The organism is Catenulispora pinistramenti (assembly GCF_018274385.1).
Lineage (GTDB): Bacteria > Actinomycetota > Actinomycetes > Streptomycetales > Catenulisporaceae > Catenulispora > Catenulispora pinistramenti.
On sequence record NZ_JAAFYZ010000112.1, the window covers coordinates 14,829 to 31,957 of the forward strand.

Sequence of the window (17,129 nt, forward strand, 5' to 3'; positions counted from 1 at the left end):
GCCCCGCCTCAGCCGACTCGACGTTCTTGGCTGGCCCGCAACCACTCGACGTAGCGCCGCACGCCCTCGGTGAACCCGGTCGTCGGCGACCAGCCCAGCAGCCGCTTGGCCTTGGCGTTGGAGATGCGGGTGCCGGCGTAGTCGCCGGCGCGCGCCGGGACCTGCTCCAGGGTGATCGGGCCGAGCAGGCCGTCCACGGTGTCGGCGATCTGCCGGACCGAGATCGGCGTGGTGCCCTCCAGCGCGATCGTCTCGTCCTCGGCGGTCGGCGACAGCGCGAGCACGTGCGCGGCGGCCAGGTCCTGGACGTAGACGTAGTTGCGGGTCTGCTCGCCCTCGCCGGCGATGGTGATCGGCTGCCCGTTCAGCGCCGCCTGCACGAACTTCGCCACGACCAGCGCGTCCCGCATGCGCGGGCCGTAAGGGATGCCGTAACGCAGGATCGTGAAGTGCTGCCCGTACAGCTCGCGGTAGCTCTGCACCGCCATCTCGGCGGCGAGCTTGGTCGCGACGTAGAGGTGGCCGCTGCGGCGCAGATCGAAGGGGACGTCCTCGGTGAGTTCGGCGTCCGCGCCCTCACCCTCTGAGGCCGCGGCCCCGTACACCCACACCGTGCTGGCCAGCACGAACCGGTTCATCCCGGTCTGCCGCGCGGCCTCCAGCGCGTTGCCGGTGCCCTCGACGTTCAGCCGCAGCGCCCGCACCGGATCGGCGGTGACCTCGTTGACGTCGGCCGCGGCGGCCAGGTGGAACACCGCCTCGCCGCCGTCCAGCGCCTTGGTGAGCTGCGCCAGGTCCAGGATGTCGGCCTGCCGGTACTCGGCGGCCGGGTTGAGCTTGCGGATCGTGCTGTCCACGACCACGACCTCGTGGCCGGCGTCGACGAGCTTGTCCACGACGTGCGAGCCGATGAACCCGCAGCCTCCGGTGACGACGGTGCGCATGGGCGTGTCTCCTTCCCGGCCCGGTCAGCCGAACATCTCGCGGGACACCGTGGTGACCGCGGTGAGCACCTGGTCGACTTCCTCGTCGCGCATGTCGGAGTGCACCGGCAGGCAGACGTGCCGCGCGCAGACGTCCTCGGCGACCGGCAGCGCGCCGTTGGCGTACTTCATCAGCACCGGCTGCTGGTGCAGCGGCAGGTCGTAGACCTCGCCGGAGAGCCGCACGGCGAAGCGGTCGGCGACCTCGGCCTTGAAGCGCGCGCGGTCGGCGCCTTCGGGCAGCAGGACGATGTACTTGTAGTAGTTGCTGACAGCGCCGGGCGGCTCGGCCAGTGTGGTGAGCGCGTCGAGGCCGGCCAGCGCCCGGGTGTAGCGCGCGGCGACGGTGCGGCGGTGCTTCACGAACTCGGCGAGGTGCTGGACGTGCACCGCGCCGGCCGCGGCGTTCAGTTCCGACAGCCGCCACGACGCGCCGTCGCGGACATGATGGTTGGCGGTGAACGCGCCCTTGCCCTGGTCCCGGTAGATGCGGGCCTCGTCGCGCACCTGGGTGTCGGCGGTGAGGATCATGCCGCCCTCGGCGCTGGTGGTGACCTTCGTCGGGTAGAAGGAGAAGGCCCCGGCCAGCCCGAAGGTGCCGGCCATCCGGCCGTCCAGGCTGCACCCGTGGGCGTGCGCCGCGTCCTCGACCAGCGCCACGCCGCGCCGGTCGCACAGCGCGCGGATGGCGTCCACCTCCGGCGTGATCAGCCCGCCGACGTGCACCAGCACCACGGCCTTGGTCGAGGGGGTGAGCACCGCCTCGATGGTCTGCACACTGAGCGCGAACGTGTCGGCGGCGACGTCGGCGAACACCGGCCGGCCGCCGGCGTGCACCACGGCGGCGGCGGTGGCGTAGAAGGTGTTCGACGGCAGCACCACGTCGTGGTTGGCCACCCCGACCACCCTCAGCGCGATCTCCAGCGCCGCGGTCCCGGTCGCCACCGCGATCGCGTGCTGCGCGCGGTGCGCCGCCGCGAAGGCGGTCTCGAACCGCTCGGTCTGCGGGCCGAGCGTCAGAGCGCCGGTGGCCAGGCTCTCGGCCACCGCCGCGGCGACCGCCGCCCGGTCGTCGGCGTCGAAAACGATGCGAGCCGCGGGTACTGCTGTCACTGCACACCTCCGAAGTACGGATGAAAGCCGCTTTCCCATGAAAGCTCTCGCAAGAGGCGTCAGCGACCTGAGCGGTCAAATGGGGTAGGCCGGGCGGGATCCGATGCGTGGGTCTGTGGGCACCGCTGACGGCTGCTGAGTCGGCGGGACGGCGCCGGACCGGGACCGGGCCGTGCCCGGCGCCGCGAACGTGCCTGCTATCGCGCCTACTATGACGGGCATGTTCATGCGTAAGAGCCGCCGGAACGAGGCGTGGCAGGGCGTCGTCATCGGCAAGAAGCGCGGGATGGTCGACGGGTCGAGCATGGTCTTCTTCCTCAAGGTGCAGCTGTCCGACGGCACGGCCAAGCGGGTGCGGGTGCGGCGCAAGCTGTGGAAGTCGCTGCAGGAAGGCGACGGGGTCGTGAAGCGGGCCGGAGAAGAGCCGGTGAAGATGTAGCCGGGCAGCGCTAGTCTCTGCTGTTCATGGGGACGATCGTTTGGACAGCTCCGTCCGTCGAGGAGCAGGAGCTATGGAACGCGCAGCAGCGCGATGATAAGAACGCGTATATAGCGGCCCTGGCACGCACCGACGTCTTCGTGGCGCGCCCGATCGACGCGAGCGCCAAGACCGGGTTCCGCAAGGACCCGTACTACACGCTGGTCCGCCACGGCCGGAAGCAGATGGTGCCGGTCTACACCCGTGGCGTCCTGCCGGAGCAGCCGCCGGAGAACTCGTACTGGGACAAGCTGATGTTCCCGCAGTGGGTGCAGAAGGTGGCCGCCCGGCGGGACTCGATCCAGCTGCTGATCGACGGCGGGACGCCGCTGGAGCGGGTCGTGAACGCCGGCGAGGCGGCGGCCTGGGTGAAGCAGAACCCGCAGCGCGTGCTGTATCTGCACGACCTGGAAGGCGTGATCAGGGTTCTGACCAACGAGCCGCAGGACGGCGAGTTGGCCCGTGGACTGGCGTGCAACGCGCACCTGTCGGTGACGAACGGGCGGCCCTGGAACACCATGGAGCGTCCCTACGTCGACTACCCGGACACCGTCCGGCGCAACAAGCAGCTGTGGTTCATCTCCGGGCCGGTCGAGTGGCAGAACAAGATCGACAAGCTGCTCGACCGCGAGCAGTTTCCGTGGCCGGCGGACAGCGTGTTCAGCATCCGCATGGAGAGCGGGGCGGCTGTTCGCCCCACTGAAGATCTGGACACTGATACCGCCGCGCTGACCGAGGCGGTCAACGCGTGGTGCGACCGGTACGCCGCCATGCCGGAGACGCGACGGGATATGGTCGACATCGCGGAGTGGATCCTGCGCCTCGAATCGTGGATGCGTCGCGACGAGGTGCTGCCGCCGGACGGGATCGTGCAGACCCAGGCGGTCTTCCACTGGGCGCGCTGCATCAACATGGCGCGCGAGGGCTACGCGTGCGGATACTGGGACCGCACCGCCGGCCAGGAGATCGTGCAGCACGCGGGGCGGCTGTGTGGGCGGACCTATGAGGACTGGCGGCAGCTGTCCGCCGCGTACATCATCGGGCGGGTCATCCAGATGGGGCGGACCGGGCGGGCCGAGACGCTGTACGCGCAGTCGTTGACGCGGCACAGGGTGCTGATGCGCGATCCCGCGAGCCCTTGGGTGCGGCTTTCGCTGCGGTAGGCGCCGGGCCCGGACGTCGGGCGTCGGGCATCGACCGCTCACTCCCGAACACAAAACCGCTTCATCCCGCCAAGCACCCCCAGACCCTCCAAACCCATCATCACCACTAAATGCCACCCTGTTGATCTGTTTCCCCCACCTCATCCCAAGAATCATGAATTCATCCCTTGTCATCTCAAGCCGCCGGTGCATCAATGGACAACGGTTCCGATCGCTGACAACCCGTCAGATCCGTTAGATTCCGTGCCCCGGACGCCGGACTGGAGTCGAGCCCACACGTGCATCGGCGACTCCCCGATGCGTGGTGCGTCCAGCGCGCGGCGGTCAGCGACGTGGCTGAACCACCCATTCCACGCCACCCGGAAGGGAACAACCATGCACAAAGGCAAACTCGGCCTAGGCACCGCCCTCGTCGCCGGCATGGCCGTCACCGGGGCCCTCGTCCTGGCGCCGGCTGCCAGCGCGGTCTCCCCCGACAGCGCCACCCTCTCGTTCGACTGCGGGTCCTTCGGTTCCGGCTCGGCCACCCTGGCCGCGACCCAGGACGGCACCTCGGCCACCATCACCGTGTCCACCGCGGCGATCACCAGCCCGATCAACGTCGGGGCGGACTCGGTCAACTCCACGCTCGTGATGAGCGACGCCAGCGGCGCGACGGTGTCCTTCACCGGCAGCTCCAACCCCGCCATCACCGCCGGCCAGCCCATCTCCACCGGCCCGCTCACCGGCACCGTCACCTCCGGCGACGCCCTGAGCGGGCAGTCGATGACCATCGTGGTCTTCGGCATCACGGCGACCTGCACGGCGACCTCGGCACAGAGCCCGGGTCCGTTCCAGTTCTGATCGAGCTCTGATTCGGTCGGAGAGTAAGTCGGGCCTCGCAGTGTCGCTGCGAGGCCCGACCGGGTCCGACGCGCAGTTCGTCGGACCCGGCTAGCTGACTCAGCACACGAGCTTCTCAGTACACGAACCCCTCAGCGCCCGCAGCGCTCACAGCGCCGGGTAGGCGTTGGTCACCTCCTGCTGGAACTCGGCGGCGAACCACTGGCCGGCCGGTACGTCGTAGCCGGGGATCGAGCCGGTCGAGTACGTGCCGCCGTTGCCGTCGGTGTTGGTGCCGTTCGGGTCGCAGTGCGGGTCGCCGTGGGTGTGGGTGGCGGTCGGGTAGTCGCCGTCGGATTCACCGGGCGGCTTGATCCACACGAAGGCGATGATGTGGTTGGCGGCACCGTAGGGCTGGACCGTGGGCCGCGCGCCGATGCCGGCGCCGTTCTGGTTGCACCAGTCGCCGCGGAAGGAGCGCTGGTCCACCTTGTTGGCGGCGACATAGGTGTCGACGGTCGTCGGGGAGGTGTTCAGTACGGTCGGCCGGTTCGGGCCGCCCCAGCCGTTGCGGGAGGTGTCGATGAGCATCCCGATGTTCGGGGAGAAGCCCTGGCCGACCAGTTGGGTGTACATGGCCTGGTCGTAGTCATACTCGTCGAAGTACGGGTTGTACTGGTAGAACTTCGCCGAGTCCAGCGGGTTGCCGCCGATCTGGAGTGTGGAGTTCGGCAGGAACGGCTCGGTGGTCGGGGTGTAGTTCGCGGTGTCCGAGATGAAGCCGTCGACGCTGGCCACGCCGGCCGTGGTCGCCTTGGCCACCTTGGCGAACTCCTGCGCGGCCGGGCCCATGTTGGAGGACCAGCCCAGCCACGCCGAGTGCGCGATGTCCACGTAGTTGTAGACGTTCGGGATCGCGTGCAGCTTGTTCAGTGCGTATTCGACCCCTTGCTCGTAGAACGGCGTCGCCGTGGCGCACGCGGGTTTGCTCTGGTTGGTGACCGCGTTCGGCAGCGAGTCCGGTTCGACGATCGCGACGATCCGGATCCCGGCGTACTTCGGATCGGCGAGGATCGTGGAGATCGGGTCGATGTACTGCGACTCGTACTCGGTCAGCCCGGCCGCGGTCGCCGGGATCTCGCCGTTGGAGGCCAGTGCGGCGCAGTCCCGGCCCGGCAGATCGTAGATGACGACCTCGAGCGTGATCGGCGTCCCGGCCTGCTGCTGGGTCAGCGCCTGGTCCAGGTGCCACTGCAGACCGTGGTGCACGCTGTCGCCGGTGCCGGTGATGGCCGCGATCTTGTCCATCCAGACCGCGGTCGGGAAGTCGGCCATCTTCGCCTCGGACGCGGCCAGCGTCGGGTTCGACGGCTGGTCGGCGGCCACCTGCGCGTTGACTTCGCCGGCGTAGTCAGGGTTCAGATACGACGTGGCGCCGAGGAACGGATTGGCAACGTGGCCGGTACCGCCGCCCGGGGACGACGGCGAAGTACTCGGCGTCGTGGAGGGCGTTGTCGGGGGCGTGGACGGAGTGGTCGAGGGGGTCGTGGAAGGTGTCGTGGAAGGTGTCGTCGGCGGCACCGTGCCGCTGCACGTGATCCCGTTGACCGCGAATGACGTCGGCGCCGCGTTCGTCCCGGAGTACGTGAAGTTCCCCGCGGGCGTCACGGATCCGCCGCTGGCCACCGCGCCGTTGTAGGCGGCGTTGGTGACGGTGACCGTGTTCCCGGACTGCGCCCAGGTCCCGTTCCAGCCGTTCTGCAACGTCTGGTTCCCGGCGTAGGAGTAGCTGAGCGTCCAGTTCGACCACGCCGGCCCGTCATCGGTGATGACCACCTGCGCCCCGAACCCGCTCCCGGAGTCCCACGTCGTGGAGTACACCGCGGTGCACCCGGCGGCGGTGGCGGCGTTCGAGCTGGTCGTGGTGAGCGCGGCCAGTCCGCCGGCCACCCCGAGCGTCATCCCGGCGGCCACGAACGCACTGGTGATTCTTCGAGCCTTGCGATCCTTGCCTTGTTCCATGTGCCTCTCCCTTATGGGCATGGCGATATAGCCGTCCCGTGGCACGGGACAGACGATCGTTGGTCGGCCGGCCGCTCAGCCGGAGTCGCGCACCACCAGTTCGGTGGGGAACACCGTGGCCGGCGGCATCTCCGCCTCCCCGATGAGCCGCCTGGTGAGGTGCCGGGCCATCGCCTCTCCCATGTCCTCCACGGGCTGCCGGACGGTGGTCAGGCGCGGGTCGGTGTGCAGGGCCAGCGGAGCGTCGTCGAACCCGACGACGGCGACGTCGTCCGGGATCCGGCGGCCGGCCCGCCGCAGCGCGCGCAGGGCGCCCAGGGCCATCAGGTCCGACGCGGCGAACACCGCGTCGAGATCGGGGTGGTGGTCCAGGAGCCTGCGCATCGCGTGCTCGCCGGAGGTCGGGGTGAAGTCGCCGTAGACGACATGGGCTTCGGCACCGGACTCGGCGATCGCGTCGCGATAGCCGTCGCGACGGTCGGCACCGACTGCCATGTCCGGCGGCCCGGCGATGGACACGGCCTTCTGGCGTCCGGAGTTCAGCAGATGCCTGACAGCCTCGCGCGCGCCGCCGCGGTTGTCGGCGTCCACGTACGGCAGCAACTGCGGCGTCATCGGCCGGCCGGCGGCGACCGTCGGCACCCGCATGGCCCGCAGCATGGGTACCAGCGGGTCCCGATCGTGTGCGCTGATAAGGAGAACGCCGTCGGCGAGCCCCTTGGACAGGTAGCGCTCGACCGAGCCGTGATCGGCCGGACCGCGCACGACGAGCAGCACCAGCTGGATGTCGCCGGTGCGCAGGGCCTGTCCGGCGCCCAGCAGGATCCGGGAGAAGAACGTGTCCGCGAACAGCCGTACGCCGTCCTCGCAGACCACCGCGGCGATCGAGCTGACCCGCGCCCGGCGGGTGGCCCGCGCGCGCTGCCGGACGTAGGACAGCCGCGAGACCGCTTCGTGTACACCGGCGCGGGCGCTGCCGCTGACCCCGGCGGTGCCGTTCAGTACGCGCGAGGCGGTGGCCGGGGAGACGCCGGCCAGCGCGGCGACGTCGGCGAGGGTGGGGCGCGTCATCTCAAAGTTCTCCGACTCGTGGGGGACGGGATGAACACCGGGTGTCGGACGGCTCACGGATGGTGCGTGAGAGCGCTCTCATGCAAGTTCGTCTCAGCGGTCGAACTTGTCAAGAGGACGCCGCGCCGGTAGGTGCGGACAACGGCGGCGGCATGAAAGTTTCACGGCGCGGGGTGTGGCGTCCTGGGGTTTCGTGGTCGTTACCTTGCGCTGTCGCCGAATGCGTTCCTACGTTCCGCGCGATGCTTCGGAGCGATGAAGGAGGCTTATGTCCGGAAGGATGAGAGCGGCACTCGGGGCGGTGGCCGGTGTGGCGTTGGCGGCGGGTTCGGCGACCGCCGCGGTGCTGGTACCGGGGACCGCGAGCGCCGCGACCGCGGTGGCGTGTCAGGTCACGTACACAGTCAGCAGCGACTGGGGTACCGGGTTCACGGCGAACGTCACGATCGCCAACGTCGGGACCAGCGCGTGGAGCGGCTGGACGCTGGGCTATTCGTACGGCGGGAACCAGACCTTGCAGAGCGGATGGAACGGCACGTGGTCGCAGTCCGGCCCGGCGGTCACCGTCGCGAACGCTTCCTACAACGGTGCCGTCGCAGCCGGATCGAGTACGGCCGTCGGCGCCAACTTCACCTACAGCGGGACCAACGCCGCGCCGACCGTGTTCAGCGTCAACGGCACCGTCTGCAACGGGGCGACCTCGCCGTCTTCGACCCCGAGCACCACGCCCAGCACGACGCCGAGTACTACTCCGAGCTCCACTCCCCCGCCGACCGGCGCCCCGCAGCTGCACGTCGCGGGCAACCAGCTCGTGGACAGCACCGGCAAGGTGTTCGTCCCGCACGGCGTGAACCGGTCCGGCGCCGAGTTCTCGTGCGTGCAGGGCAAGGGCATCTTCGACGGCCCGGTCGACGACGCGTCGGTCGCGGCGATCGCCTCGTGGAAGGCGAACATCGTCCGGGTGCCGCTGAACGAGGACTGCTGGCTCGGGGAGTCGGACGTGCTGCCGCAGTACTCCGGCGCGGCGTATCAGAGTGCGATCGAGGGGTTCGTCAGCCTGCTGCATCAGCACGGTCTGGCCGTCATCCTCGACCTGCACTGGACCGACGGCGTCTACACCGGCCAGTCCTCGGCCTGCTCGGTCGCCACGGCGACCTGCCAGAAGCCGATGCCGGACGCGGCGAACGCTCCGGCGTTCTGGTCCTCGGTGGCCGGCGCGTTCAAGGGTGACGACTCGACCATCTTCGACCTCTTCAACGAGCCCTACCCGGACTTCGCGGCCGGCTTCGACTCCGCGGCGGGCTGGTCGTGCTGGCAGAACGGCGGCACCTGCACGGGGATCGGCTATCAGGTCGCCGGGATGCAGTCACTGGTCGACGCGGTACGCGGGGCCGGGGCGAGGAACGTCCTGATGCTCGGCGGGGTGGCGTATTCGAACGACCTGAGCCAGTGGCTGGCGCACGAGCCGACGGATCCGCTGCACGACCTGGCGGCGTCGTGGCACTCGTACAACTTCAACTCGTGCTCGTCCTCGTCGTGCTGGGACTCGCAGGTCGCGCCGGTGCTGGCGCAGGTGCCGGTGATCGCCGGGGAGATCGGCGAGAACGACTGCGGGCACTCGTACATCGACACCCTGATGGCGTGGCTGGACGGTCACCAGACCGGGTACTCGGCCTGGACCTGGAACACCTGGGACTGTTCGCAGGGTCCTTCGTTGATCAGCGCCTACGACGGGACCCCGACGGCGTACGGCGCCGGGTACAAGGCACACCTGGCCACGTTCTGAGTCGCAGCGTTGGAGCGCCCGGTACCGCCGACCCTCACACCGGCGGCACCGGGCGATGATTCGCGTCCGCGCCGGTCAGGCGGCGCGATCGCGAAACTCGTGGTAGCGCTCGCGGAGTTCCGGGAGCGGTTCGGCATCGTACGTCTCAGTGCCCTGGGTCACGTGGCGCGGCGGCTCGTCCGTACCGGACAGGGCCCAGCCGGCTTGGGCCGCGGCGCCGTCGGCGACGTATTCGCCCGGCGGGGGAACGGCCACCGAGTGCCCGAGGATCGCCGGGGCGATGGTGCGGACCGCCTCAGAACGCGCGCCGCCGCCGATCAGCACGACGCGCTGGACCGGGACGCCGAGTTCGGTCAGCGCGTCCAGGCCGTCGGCCAGGCCGCACAGCATGCCCTCGACGGCCGCGCGCGCCAGGTGGGCGGCGGTGGCGTTGGCCAGGCGCAGGCCGTGGATCGAGCCCGCCGCGTCGGGCAGGTTGGGCGTGCGCTCCCCTTCGAGGTACGGGATCAGGGTGAGGCCGTCGGCGCCGGGCGGTGCGGACAGCGCGAGCTCGGACAGGCCGTCGAGATCGGTGCGGGCCATCGCCGCGCCGGCGTCCAGGACGCGGGCGGCGTTGAGCGTGCAGACCAGCGGCAGGAACCGGCCGGTGGCGTCGGCGAAGCCGGCGACGGTGCCGGTGGCCTCGGCGGTCGGGGTGTCGCAGACCGCGAAGACGGTGCCCGAGGTGCCGATCGACACCACGACGTCGCCGACGCGGGCGCCCAGTCCCAGGGCCGCCGCCGCGTTGTCACCGGCGCCGGGGGCCAGGGCGATGTCGCCGAATCGGCCGACCGCTTCCCGCACGTCGGCCACGCGCGGGACCGCGATGTCGCGGCCGAACGCCAGGCGCAGCAGGTCGCGCCGGTACTCCCCGGTGCTCGGCGACCAGTAGCCGGTACCCGACGCGTCGCTGCGGTCGGTGGTCAGCTCACTGATATCCGTGCTGCCGCGCAGCCGCCAGGTCAGCCAGTCGTGGGGGAGACACACGGCCGCGACCCGTGCCGCGTTCTCGGGTTCGTGCTCGGCGAGCCAGCGGAGCTTGGTCGCGGTGAACGCGGCGACCGGGACCGAGCCGACCGCCCGGGCCCAGGCTTCGGCGCCGAGTTCGCGCACCAGATCGTCGGCCGCCGGCGCGGACCGCGTGTCGTTCCACAACAACGCGGGCCGCACCACCTGGCCGGCCTCGTCCAGGCAGACCATGCCGTGCTGCTGGCCGCCGATCGCCAGCGCCTCGACGTCGTCCAGGCCGCCGGCGTCGGCGAAGGCCGCGTGCAGCGCCCGCCACCACGCCTCGGGGTCCACCTCGGTGCCGGCGGGGTGGGGAGCAGAACCCTGTCTCACCAGGGTCCCGCTCTCCGCCTGGCGGATCACGACCTTGCACGACTGCGTCGAGGAATCGACGCCGGCGACCAGCCTCACCGGGCGCCCATCAGGTGCTCCACGGCGAGCTGGGTGAGGCGGACCGCGCCCAGACCGCGGTCGGCGGCCTCCTCCGGGTCGAAATCCTCGTAGGCGGAGCGGTCGGCCAGCAGGTCGGCGTAGGTCTCGCCGGCGGCCAGCGTCGGCGTCGCCATCTGCTCCACGCGGGCCGCCGCACGCGCCCGGGCGACTTCGGGGTCGGCGTTGAAGGCCGCGACGCGCTCCTTGAGCAGCAGGTAGGTGCGCATGTTGGCGGCGGCGGACTGCCAGACCCCCGCGATGTCCTCGGTACGGGCCGGCTTGTAGTCGAAGTGGCGCGGGCCCTCGTAGCCGCCGTTCTCCAGCAGGTCCACCAGGAAGAAGGCGTTGAGCAGGTCGCCGTGCCCGAAGACCAGGTCCTGGTCGAACTTGGGGCCGCGCTGGCCGTTGAGGTCGAGGTGGAAGAGCTTGCCCTGCCACAGCGCCTGCGCGATGCCGTGGGCGAAGTTCAGGCCGGCCATCTGCTCGTGCCCGACCTCCGGGTTCACGCCGACCATCTCGTGGTGTTCCAGGGTGCTGATGAAGGCCAGGGCGTGTCCGATGGTCGGCAGCAGGATGTCGCCGCGCGGCTCGTTCGGCTTGGGCTCCAGGGCGAAGCGGATGTCGTAGCCGCGGTCGGTGACGTAGGCGGCCAGCATGTCCAGGCCCTCGCGGTAGCGGTCCAGCGCCGAGCGGACGTCCTTGGCCGCCTCGGACTCCGAGCCCTCGCGGCCGCCCCAGAACACATAGGTGTCGGCGCCGAGCTCGGCGGCCAGGTCCAGGTTGCGCATGACCTTGCGCAGCGCGTAGCGGCGGATGTCGCGGTCGTTGCTGGTGAAGGCGCCGTCCTTGAACACCGGGTGGGTGAACAGGTTGGTGGTGGCCATCGGCACCTTCAGGCCGGTGGCGTCCAGCGCTTCGCGGAACCGCGCGATGTGCTTGGCGCGCTCGTCCTCGCCCGCGCCGAAGGGGATCAGGTCGTCGTCGTGGAAGGTGACGCCGTAGGCGCCGAGCTCGGCCAGCCGGTGCACGGTCTCCACCGGGTCCAGCGCGGGCCGGGTGGCGTCCCCGAAGGGATCGCGGGCCTGCCAGCCCACGGTCCACAGACCGAAGGTGAACTTGTCGGCGGGCGACGGTGTTGCGGTCATCGCGGACTCCTGGGCACGCTGAGGGGAATTGTTTAATGGATGAACTTATGGACCGGCTGTGGCATTGTCAAGGCATGCCCGCGCCCACCAGCCGCACCAGCCACGCGACCGACGCCACCGGAGACGGCCCGGGAGCCGGCCCGGCAGACGGCGCTGCCGCCACTCCGGTCGGGAGTGCTGCCGCCGCCTCCCCAGTCGGGAGTGCTACCGACCCGGCCGGCCCCGCGGCGCCGGTCGGGAGTGCTGCCGCCGCCGCTCCGGCCGGGGATGCCGCCGAGCCGGCCAGTCCCGCGACGCCAGTCGGTTCCGCCGGTCCCGTCAGCCGGCCCGGCCCGATCGGCAACTCCGGCCACTCAGGTCCCACCGGCCGCGCCGTCCCCAACCCGGCGCGCCAGGCCAGCATCCGCAACGCCAACCTGGCGCTGCTGTACCGGCTGATCCTGGACGCCCCGGCCCCGATCTCCCGCGCGTCCCTGGCCGCCGCCACCGGCGTGACCCGCGCGACCGCCTCGACGCTGGCCGACACGCTGCTGGAAGCGGACCTGATCACCGAGGTGTCGCCGCCGCCGGCCACCGGCGCGGGCCGACCGGCCGCCGGGCTGGTGCCGGCGGCCGGCGGCCCGGCGGGACTGGGCCTGGAGATCAACGTGGACTACCTCGCGGCGTGTGTCGTGGACCTGACCGGCGCGGTCCGCAGCACCGTCATCCGGCACGGCGACCAGCGCGACCGAGCGGTGTCCGACGTGCTCGCCGATCTGGCCGTGCTCGGTGCCGACGCCACGGCCGAGGCCGGGCTGGGCATCGCGGGCGCGGCGGTCGCGGTCCCCGGTCTGGTCGAGAATCCGCACGGCCGGATCCGGCGGGCCCCGAACCTGGCGTGGCAGGACTTTGAGATCGGCACCGAGCTGCGCCGGGTGCTGCCGGACACCCCGTTCGAGCCGATGATCGGCAACGAAGCGGACTTCGCGGCCCTCGCCGAGGCGCATGCGGGCCCTGATACGGTCGTCGACCCCGCGGCGCGCGCCGCGCTCGGGACGCAAACCGCTGATGACGCTTCCGGTACTGCTTCTGTCGAGCCGCCGATCCCTCTCACCGACTTCCTCTACGTCTCCGGCGAGATCGGCGTCGGCGCGGGCGTCATCCTCGGCCGCGAACTCTTCCGGGGCGCCCGCGGCTGGGCCGGCGAGATCGGCCACATCACCGTCGAGCCGGACGGCGCCCTGTGCCGCTGCGGCGCCCGCGGCTGTCTGGAGACCGTCGCAGGCCTCGAAGCCCTGCACCGCGACGGTCCCGAAGCTGCCGCCCCGGGCCTGGGCCGCGCGGCGGCAGCCGCCGTCAACCTCCTGGACTTGCCGGCGGTCGTCCTCGGCGGCGTCTACGCCCGACCGGAGTTCGCCGCCCTGGTTCCCGGCGTGCGGAAAGCATTGGCCGAGCACGTGATCTCGGCCCGCTGGGCCCCGGTCACCGTCCACGTCTCCCGGCGCGGTACGGCGGCCGCGGTGACCGGCGCGGCGACCGCCGTCGTGCGGCGCGTGCACGCCGATCCGGCCGCGTGGATGTCGGCGGCGCTGACCGCCTGACCGCTCCGCACCACCGCCGGACCACCACCACATCACCGCCGCATCACCACCACATCACCGCCGCATCACCACCACATCACCGCCGCATCACCGCCGGGGACCGGTCCCTGCGCGCGCGTCGAACAATGAGCTCGCGCGCTCTACGATGGGCCCGACTTGGCGGGGGATGAACTATGCGGGGGAACACATGGCTGATCTGGCGCTGAACAGCGAGGCCCTGACCGGCTTCGCCGGCACTCTCAGAAACCTGATGGGGGATTTCTCCCAGCCGATACATCCCACGGCGGTGTGCACCGACCTGCTGAACGACGACCTGGGGATGCTCAGCTCGACCGACAAGTCGTGCGGTGACGGCCTGTCCAACTATCTCAATACCCTGGCATCGCTGTCGGACACCGCGGCAGCCGCGGCCCAGAAGGCCGACGCGCAGTTGGCACAGCAGGCGAAGAACGTCCACGGCGGGCCGGTGCCCAAATGAGGGAGCCCACCCCCGGCAACGGCACCACTACCCTGCCCAGCTACAACCCGTGGCCCGAGGAGCCCTCTGATTACGACGGCATCGCCGCGCGCCTGACCGATCGTGAGAACCAGAGCAACCAGGTGCGGGCGGGCATTCTGGGCCTGATCGACGACCCGGCGCTGAACCAGTGGCTCGGGGCGAGCGGGGACGCGTTCCGTCAGACCCTTGATCCGGTGCCGAACCTGCTGGCCCAGATGATCTACGCCTATGGGACGTCCGCCGACGCGGTGCGGTCCTTCGCCGGCCAGATCCGCACCGGCAAGGACGCCTTCGCCAAGCTCCAGGCCGACCTCCAGGCCCAGGCGATCAAGGACCCGACCAAGATCGACACTCCGTTCACCGGCCTGCGGATCCAGCTCTCCACGGCTGCGGAGAACGCCACCACCAGCCACGACAACGCCATGAAGGCGTGCGACGGGGTGATCCAGGCCGCTGAGAGCGACCTGCGGCAGGTGGCACGGGCCCTGTCCGACTCCCGCTACGCCAACTTCAACTCCACGTTCGTGGGCAACGGCGGCCAGCTGTCCGACCTCGGCGGCCTGGAGTACCTGGGCAACGACGTGAAGCCGAGCACGGTCGACCCGCAGAAGATCATCGACGCCATCGCCTGGCTGAACCAGCACTTGAACGACAGCACCGCGGGCCCGATGCCGGGCGTGCCCGGGTTGCCCCTCGGCGGTCTGGAGGCCTACGCGAAGCTCAGCGGCATGACCCCGGCCGAGGTCGACGCGCTGCTGGCGATGATGACGCCGCAGGAACGGCAGGCCCTGGACGCTGCCATCGGCCGGGAGGGCAGCAACGACAACCGCGTGCAGTGGGCCAACCTGCTGCTCGCCGACTCCAGCCAGAGCACGATAGCCCTGGTGCAGCAGGACATGCCGAGCGTCGAGCCGGACTGGCACACGCAGTACATCGGCAGCGGGCTGCACTGGGAGCAGCAGAACGGTCCGCTGTTCGGGCCGAACGGCGTGGACATCGAGCACGACCTCCAGCAGGGCGACGACGGCGACTGCTGGTTCCTGTCCTCGGCCGCGGCCATCGCCGAGCGCGATCCGAACTTCTTCCAGTCGCGGATCATCCAGAACCCGAACGGCACCTACACCGTCACCTTCTACAACAACGGACAGCCGACACACGTCACCGTCGACGGCCGGCTCCCGGTCTACGACAACGGAAACGGCACCGCGTACGCGCACCCCACGAACACGCAGTGGGTCGCCATCTACGAGAAGGCGTTCGCGCAGTACAAGGGCGGCTACGGCAACATCGACGGCGGGTGGGGCGACCAGGGCCTGCACGAGCTGACCGGCCAGGCCACGCAGCGCATCGACCCGGACGACTCCAGCCTCGGCCAGATCTCGCAGATGATCCACAGCGGGCGCGCGGTGACCACCGGGACCCGCAAGGACAGCGGGTTCCTGTGGTGGAGCGGGGACGGCGAATACATCGACAACGGGAAGCTGGTCAGCGGGCACGAGTACTCGGTGGAGAGCGTGAACATGAACTCCCACCCGCCGACCATCACGCTGCTCAACCCGTGGGGTGTCGGCGCGCAAAATGATCACAATCAGTCAATCGGGAAGGTCACTCTGACGGAAGGCGAGTGGCAGACGTACTGCCGGGAGATCGGCGTGACGACGGTGAGGCCGTGACAGCGATGGTGAACCATACCCAGACCCCTGACAACCTGCTCCCCCAGCGTGCGCAGTACGTGCGCGACGGGATCGGAATGGGGATCATCAGTATCAATCCGGATCCGGCGCACCCGGCGGTGCGGCTGGTCCTGCGGGACCTGTCCGGGACCGGCGCGTTCGCCGAGTTCCAGGTCACGGCGCGGCCCGGGGACGTGATCGGGGCCGGGTCGCGGCGACTGACCATCACGGAGGTGGTGGCGGCGCCGGCGGGGGGCTCGGACGGGGGCTTGGACAGGGGCTACTCCGATCCGGTGGGGCACATCGCCTTCCGGGACGAGCCGGTGGTGGGGGCGTCGTGAACAAGGGTGCGAGGATTCTCGCGGTCGTGGGGTTGTGCGGCGCGGCGGTCATAGCCGTGTCAGGGTGCGCATCTAAGAGCACTGGCGGTGGGGCAGGCGGCGGAACCGGGGGAAGCGGCGGAAGCGGCGGCGGCTCGCAGCCGCCCAGCTTCTCGGCGACCGCACCGAACGAGTACCGCGTTCTGCCCGCGCCCGGGTTCCACGCGCCGTGTCCCCGGGGCAGCTGCTCGGTGCCGGACGTGCCCTCGCTCGTGGTCAAGGATGCGAGCGGCGCCAAGGTCGGGCTGCTGATCGACCCCGACTCGCGGCAGGACAACCCGAAGCGGATGCAGGTGCGGATCTGTCCGTTCGCCACCACCGGGATCGATCCGCGGGCTCAGTTGGACAAATGTGTGATCCATCTGGTCGGGGCCGGTGACAGCTTCACGGATGTGGGGCTGACGGTGCGGGTCGAGAAGTTGTGGTGGATGTCGGACGACAAGAACGACGCGCTGGACGCGGTGATCACCAGCGCTTAGGTCATTGGCGCTGCTTGGGGTCATTAGCACTGCTCGGGGTCATTGCCACTGCTCAGGTCATTGCCAGCGCTCGGGTCATTGCCAGCGCTTCGGCACGGGCTGGGCGCGGGGACGTGGCCGGCGGTCCGGATGGGCCGTCGGTTCCGGCGCCCGACTCACTGCCACGATCATCATGTCGTCGCGGGGCCGGCCGGCGGTGTGGCGTTTGATGTCCCGGCGTAGTTGTCGGACTAGAGACGCCGGCCGAGCGCTCGAAACGACCGCGACCGAGGCGGACTCGGCGGTGGCAGCGGTGGAGATGGAGCCGGTCAGGCGGGCGATCGGGTCGTAGAACGTCCCGTCGCGGTCGCGGGCTTCGGTGACGCCGTCGGTCATCAGCAGCAGGGTGGCGTCGGGGGCGAGTTCGGTCTCCCAGACTTCGTCGCGGCCGTCGGCGAAGTCGGCCAGGCCCAGTGG

General features: G+C 70.4%; 16 protein-coding genes. 9 read left to right on the forward strand and 7 right to left on the reverse strand.

Translation table 11 applies throughout. The features are described from left to right. Window positions 1-8 precede the first annotated feature (8 nt). Together KGQ19_RS27925 and KGQ19_RS27930 are read right to left on the reverse strand one after the other, a co-directional pair. Window positions 9-944 (reverse strand): NAD-dependent epimerase/dehydratase family protein, encoded by a 936-nt coding sequence (locus KGQ19_RS27925; protein WP_212014051.1) that lies wholly within the window; start codon window positions 942-944, stop codon window positions 9-11. Between the two features lie 24 nt (window positions 945-968). Then, on the reverse strand, window positions 969-2,096 hold the full coding sequence (locus tag KGQ19_RS27930; RefSeq protein ID WP_307856531.1) for a DegT/DnrJ/EryC1/StrS family aminotransferase: 1,128 nt from the start codon (window positions 2,094-2,096) through the stop codon (window positions 969-971). Between the two features lie 220 nt (window positions 2,097-2,316). Between KGQ19_RS27930 and KGQ19_RS27935 the strand changes: the two genes are divergently transcribed. The 3 genes from KGQ19_RS27935 to KGQ19_RS27945 all read left to right on the forward strand — a co-directional run bounded on the left by KGQ19_RS27935 (window position 2,317) and on the right by KGQ19_RS27945 (window position 4,580). After that, entirely contained in the window at window positions 2,317-2,535 is a 219-nt protein-coding gene (locus KGQ19_RS27935) for a DUF7489 domain-containing protein (RefSeq protein WP_212014055.1), read from the forward strand. 26 nt (window positions 2,536-2,561) lie between these two features. Then, complete coding sequence (locus KGQ19_RS27940; protein ID WP_212014056.1) at window positions 2,562-3,737, forward strand: DUF1266 domain-containing protein; 1,176 nt, start codon at window positions 2,562-2,564, stop codon at window positions 3,735-3,737. A 375-nt stretch (window positions 3,738-4,112) separates the two neighbouring features. Continuing rightward, entirely contained in the window at window positions 4,113-4,580 is a 468-nt protein-coding gene (locus tag KGQ19_RS27945; RefSeq protein WP_212014058.1) for a hypothetical protein, read from the forward strand. 147 nt (window positions 4,581-4,727) lie between these two features. On the opposite strand, the gene KGQ19_RS27950 is transcribed toward KGQ19_RS27945, so the two are convergent. Beyond that, window positions 4,728-6,581 carry a glycoside hydrolase family 6 protein gene (locus tag KGQ19_RS27950; RefSeq protein WP_230419551.1) on the reverse strand — a complete coding sequence of 618 codons (1,854 nt, stop codon included), beginning with the start codon at window positions 6,579-6,581 and terminating at the stop codon, window positions 4,728-4,730. A 75-nt stretch (window positions 6,582-6,656) separates the two neighbouring features. Then, window positions 6,657-7,652 (reverse strand): LacI family DNA-binding transcriptional regulator, encoded by a 996-nt coding sequence (locus KGQ19_RS27955; protein WP_212014060.1) that lies wholly within the window; start codon window positions 7,650-7,652, stop codon window positions 6,657-6,659. A gap of 280 nt (window positions 7,653-7,932) precedes the next feature. Between KGQ19_RS27955 and KGQ19_RS27960 the strand changes: the two genes are divergently transcribed. Continuing rightward, on the forward strand, window positions 7,933-9,438 hold the full coding sequence (locus KGQ19_RS27960) for a cellulose binding domain-containing protein (RefSeq protein WP_230419552.1): 1,506 nt from the start codon (window positions 7,933-7,935) through the stop codon (window positions 9,436-9,438). Window positions 9,439-9,513: 75 nt separating this feature from the next. On the opposite strand, the gene xylB is transcribed toward KGQ19_RS27960, so the two are convergent. Both xylB and xylA read right to left on the reverse strand, forming a co-directional pair. Then, on the reverse strand, window positions 9,514-10,896 hold the full coding sequence (xylB, locus tag KGQ19_RS27965; protein WP_212014071.1) for a xylulokinase: 1,383 nt from the start codon (window positions 10,894-10,896) through the stop codon (window positions 9,514-9,516). Continuing rightward, window positions 10,893-12,062: a xylose isomerase gene (gene xylA, locus KGQ19_RS27970; protein WP_212014073.1), complete on the reverse strand. Its 1,170-nt coding sequence runs from the start codon at window positions 12,060-12,062 to the stop codon at window positions 10,893-10,895. Before xylA ends, xylB begins: the two co-directional genes overlap by 4 nt. Window positions 12,063-12,136: 74 nt before the next feature. Here xylA and KGQ19_RS27975 point away from each other — a divergent pair, with 74 nt between their 5' ends. From KGQ19_RS27975 to KGQ19_RS27995, 5 genes are all read left to right on the forward strand, one after another. Next, window positions 12,137-13,642 carry an ROK family protein gene (locus KGQ19_RS27975; RefSeq protein ID WP_212014081.1) on the forward strand — a complete coding sequence of 502 codons (1,506 nt, stop codon included), beginning with the start codon at window positions 12,137-12,139 and terminating at the stop codon, window positions 13,640-13,642. Window positions 13,643-13,829: 187 nt separating this feature from the next. Then, window positions 13,830-14,120, forward strand: coding sequence for a hypothetical protein (locus tag KGQ19_RS27980; RefSeq protein WP_212014082.1), 291 nt, complete (start codon window positions 13,830-13,832; stop codon window positions 14,118-14,120). Next, a complete protein-coding gene (locus KGQ19_RS27985) occupies window positions 14,117-15,814 on the forward strand; it encodes a C2 family cysteine protease (RefSeq protein ID WP_212014084.1) in 1,698 nt (565 codons plus the stop codon). The genes KGQ19_RS27980 and KGQ19_RS27985 overlap by 4 nt, the downstream gene beginning before the upstream one ends. Then, entirely contained in the window at window positions 15,811-16,155 is a 345-nt protein-coding gene (locus KGQ19_RS27990) for a hypothetical protein (protein WP_212014086.1), read from the forward strand. The genes KGQ19_RS27985 and KGQ19_RS27990 overlap by 4 nt, the downstream gene beginning before the upstream one ends. 239 nt (window positions 16,156-16,394) lie before the next feature. Beyond that, the gene (locus tag KGQ19_RS27995; protein ID WP_212014088.1) at window positions 16,395-16,673 is read left to right on the forward strand and encodes a hypothetical protein; all 279 of its coding nucleotides are present in this window, start codon (window positions 16,395-16,397) and stop codon (window positions 16,671-16,673) included. 75 nt (window positions 16,674-16,748) lie between these two features. Here KGQ19_RS27995 and KGQ19_RS28000 read toward each other — a convergent pair. Continuing rightward, a partial coding sequence (locus KGQ19_RS28000; RefSeq protein WP_212014096.1) for a SpoIIE family protein phosphatase occupies window positions 16,749-17,129 on the reverse strand: 381 nt, incomplete at its 5' end.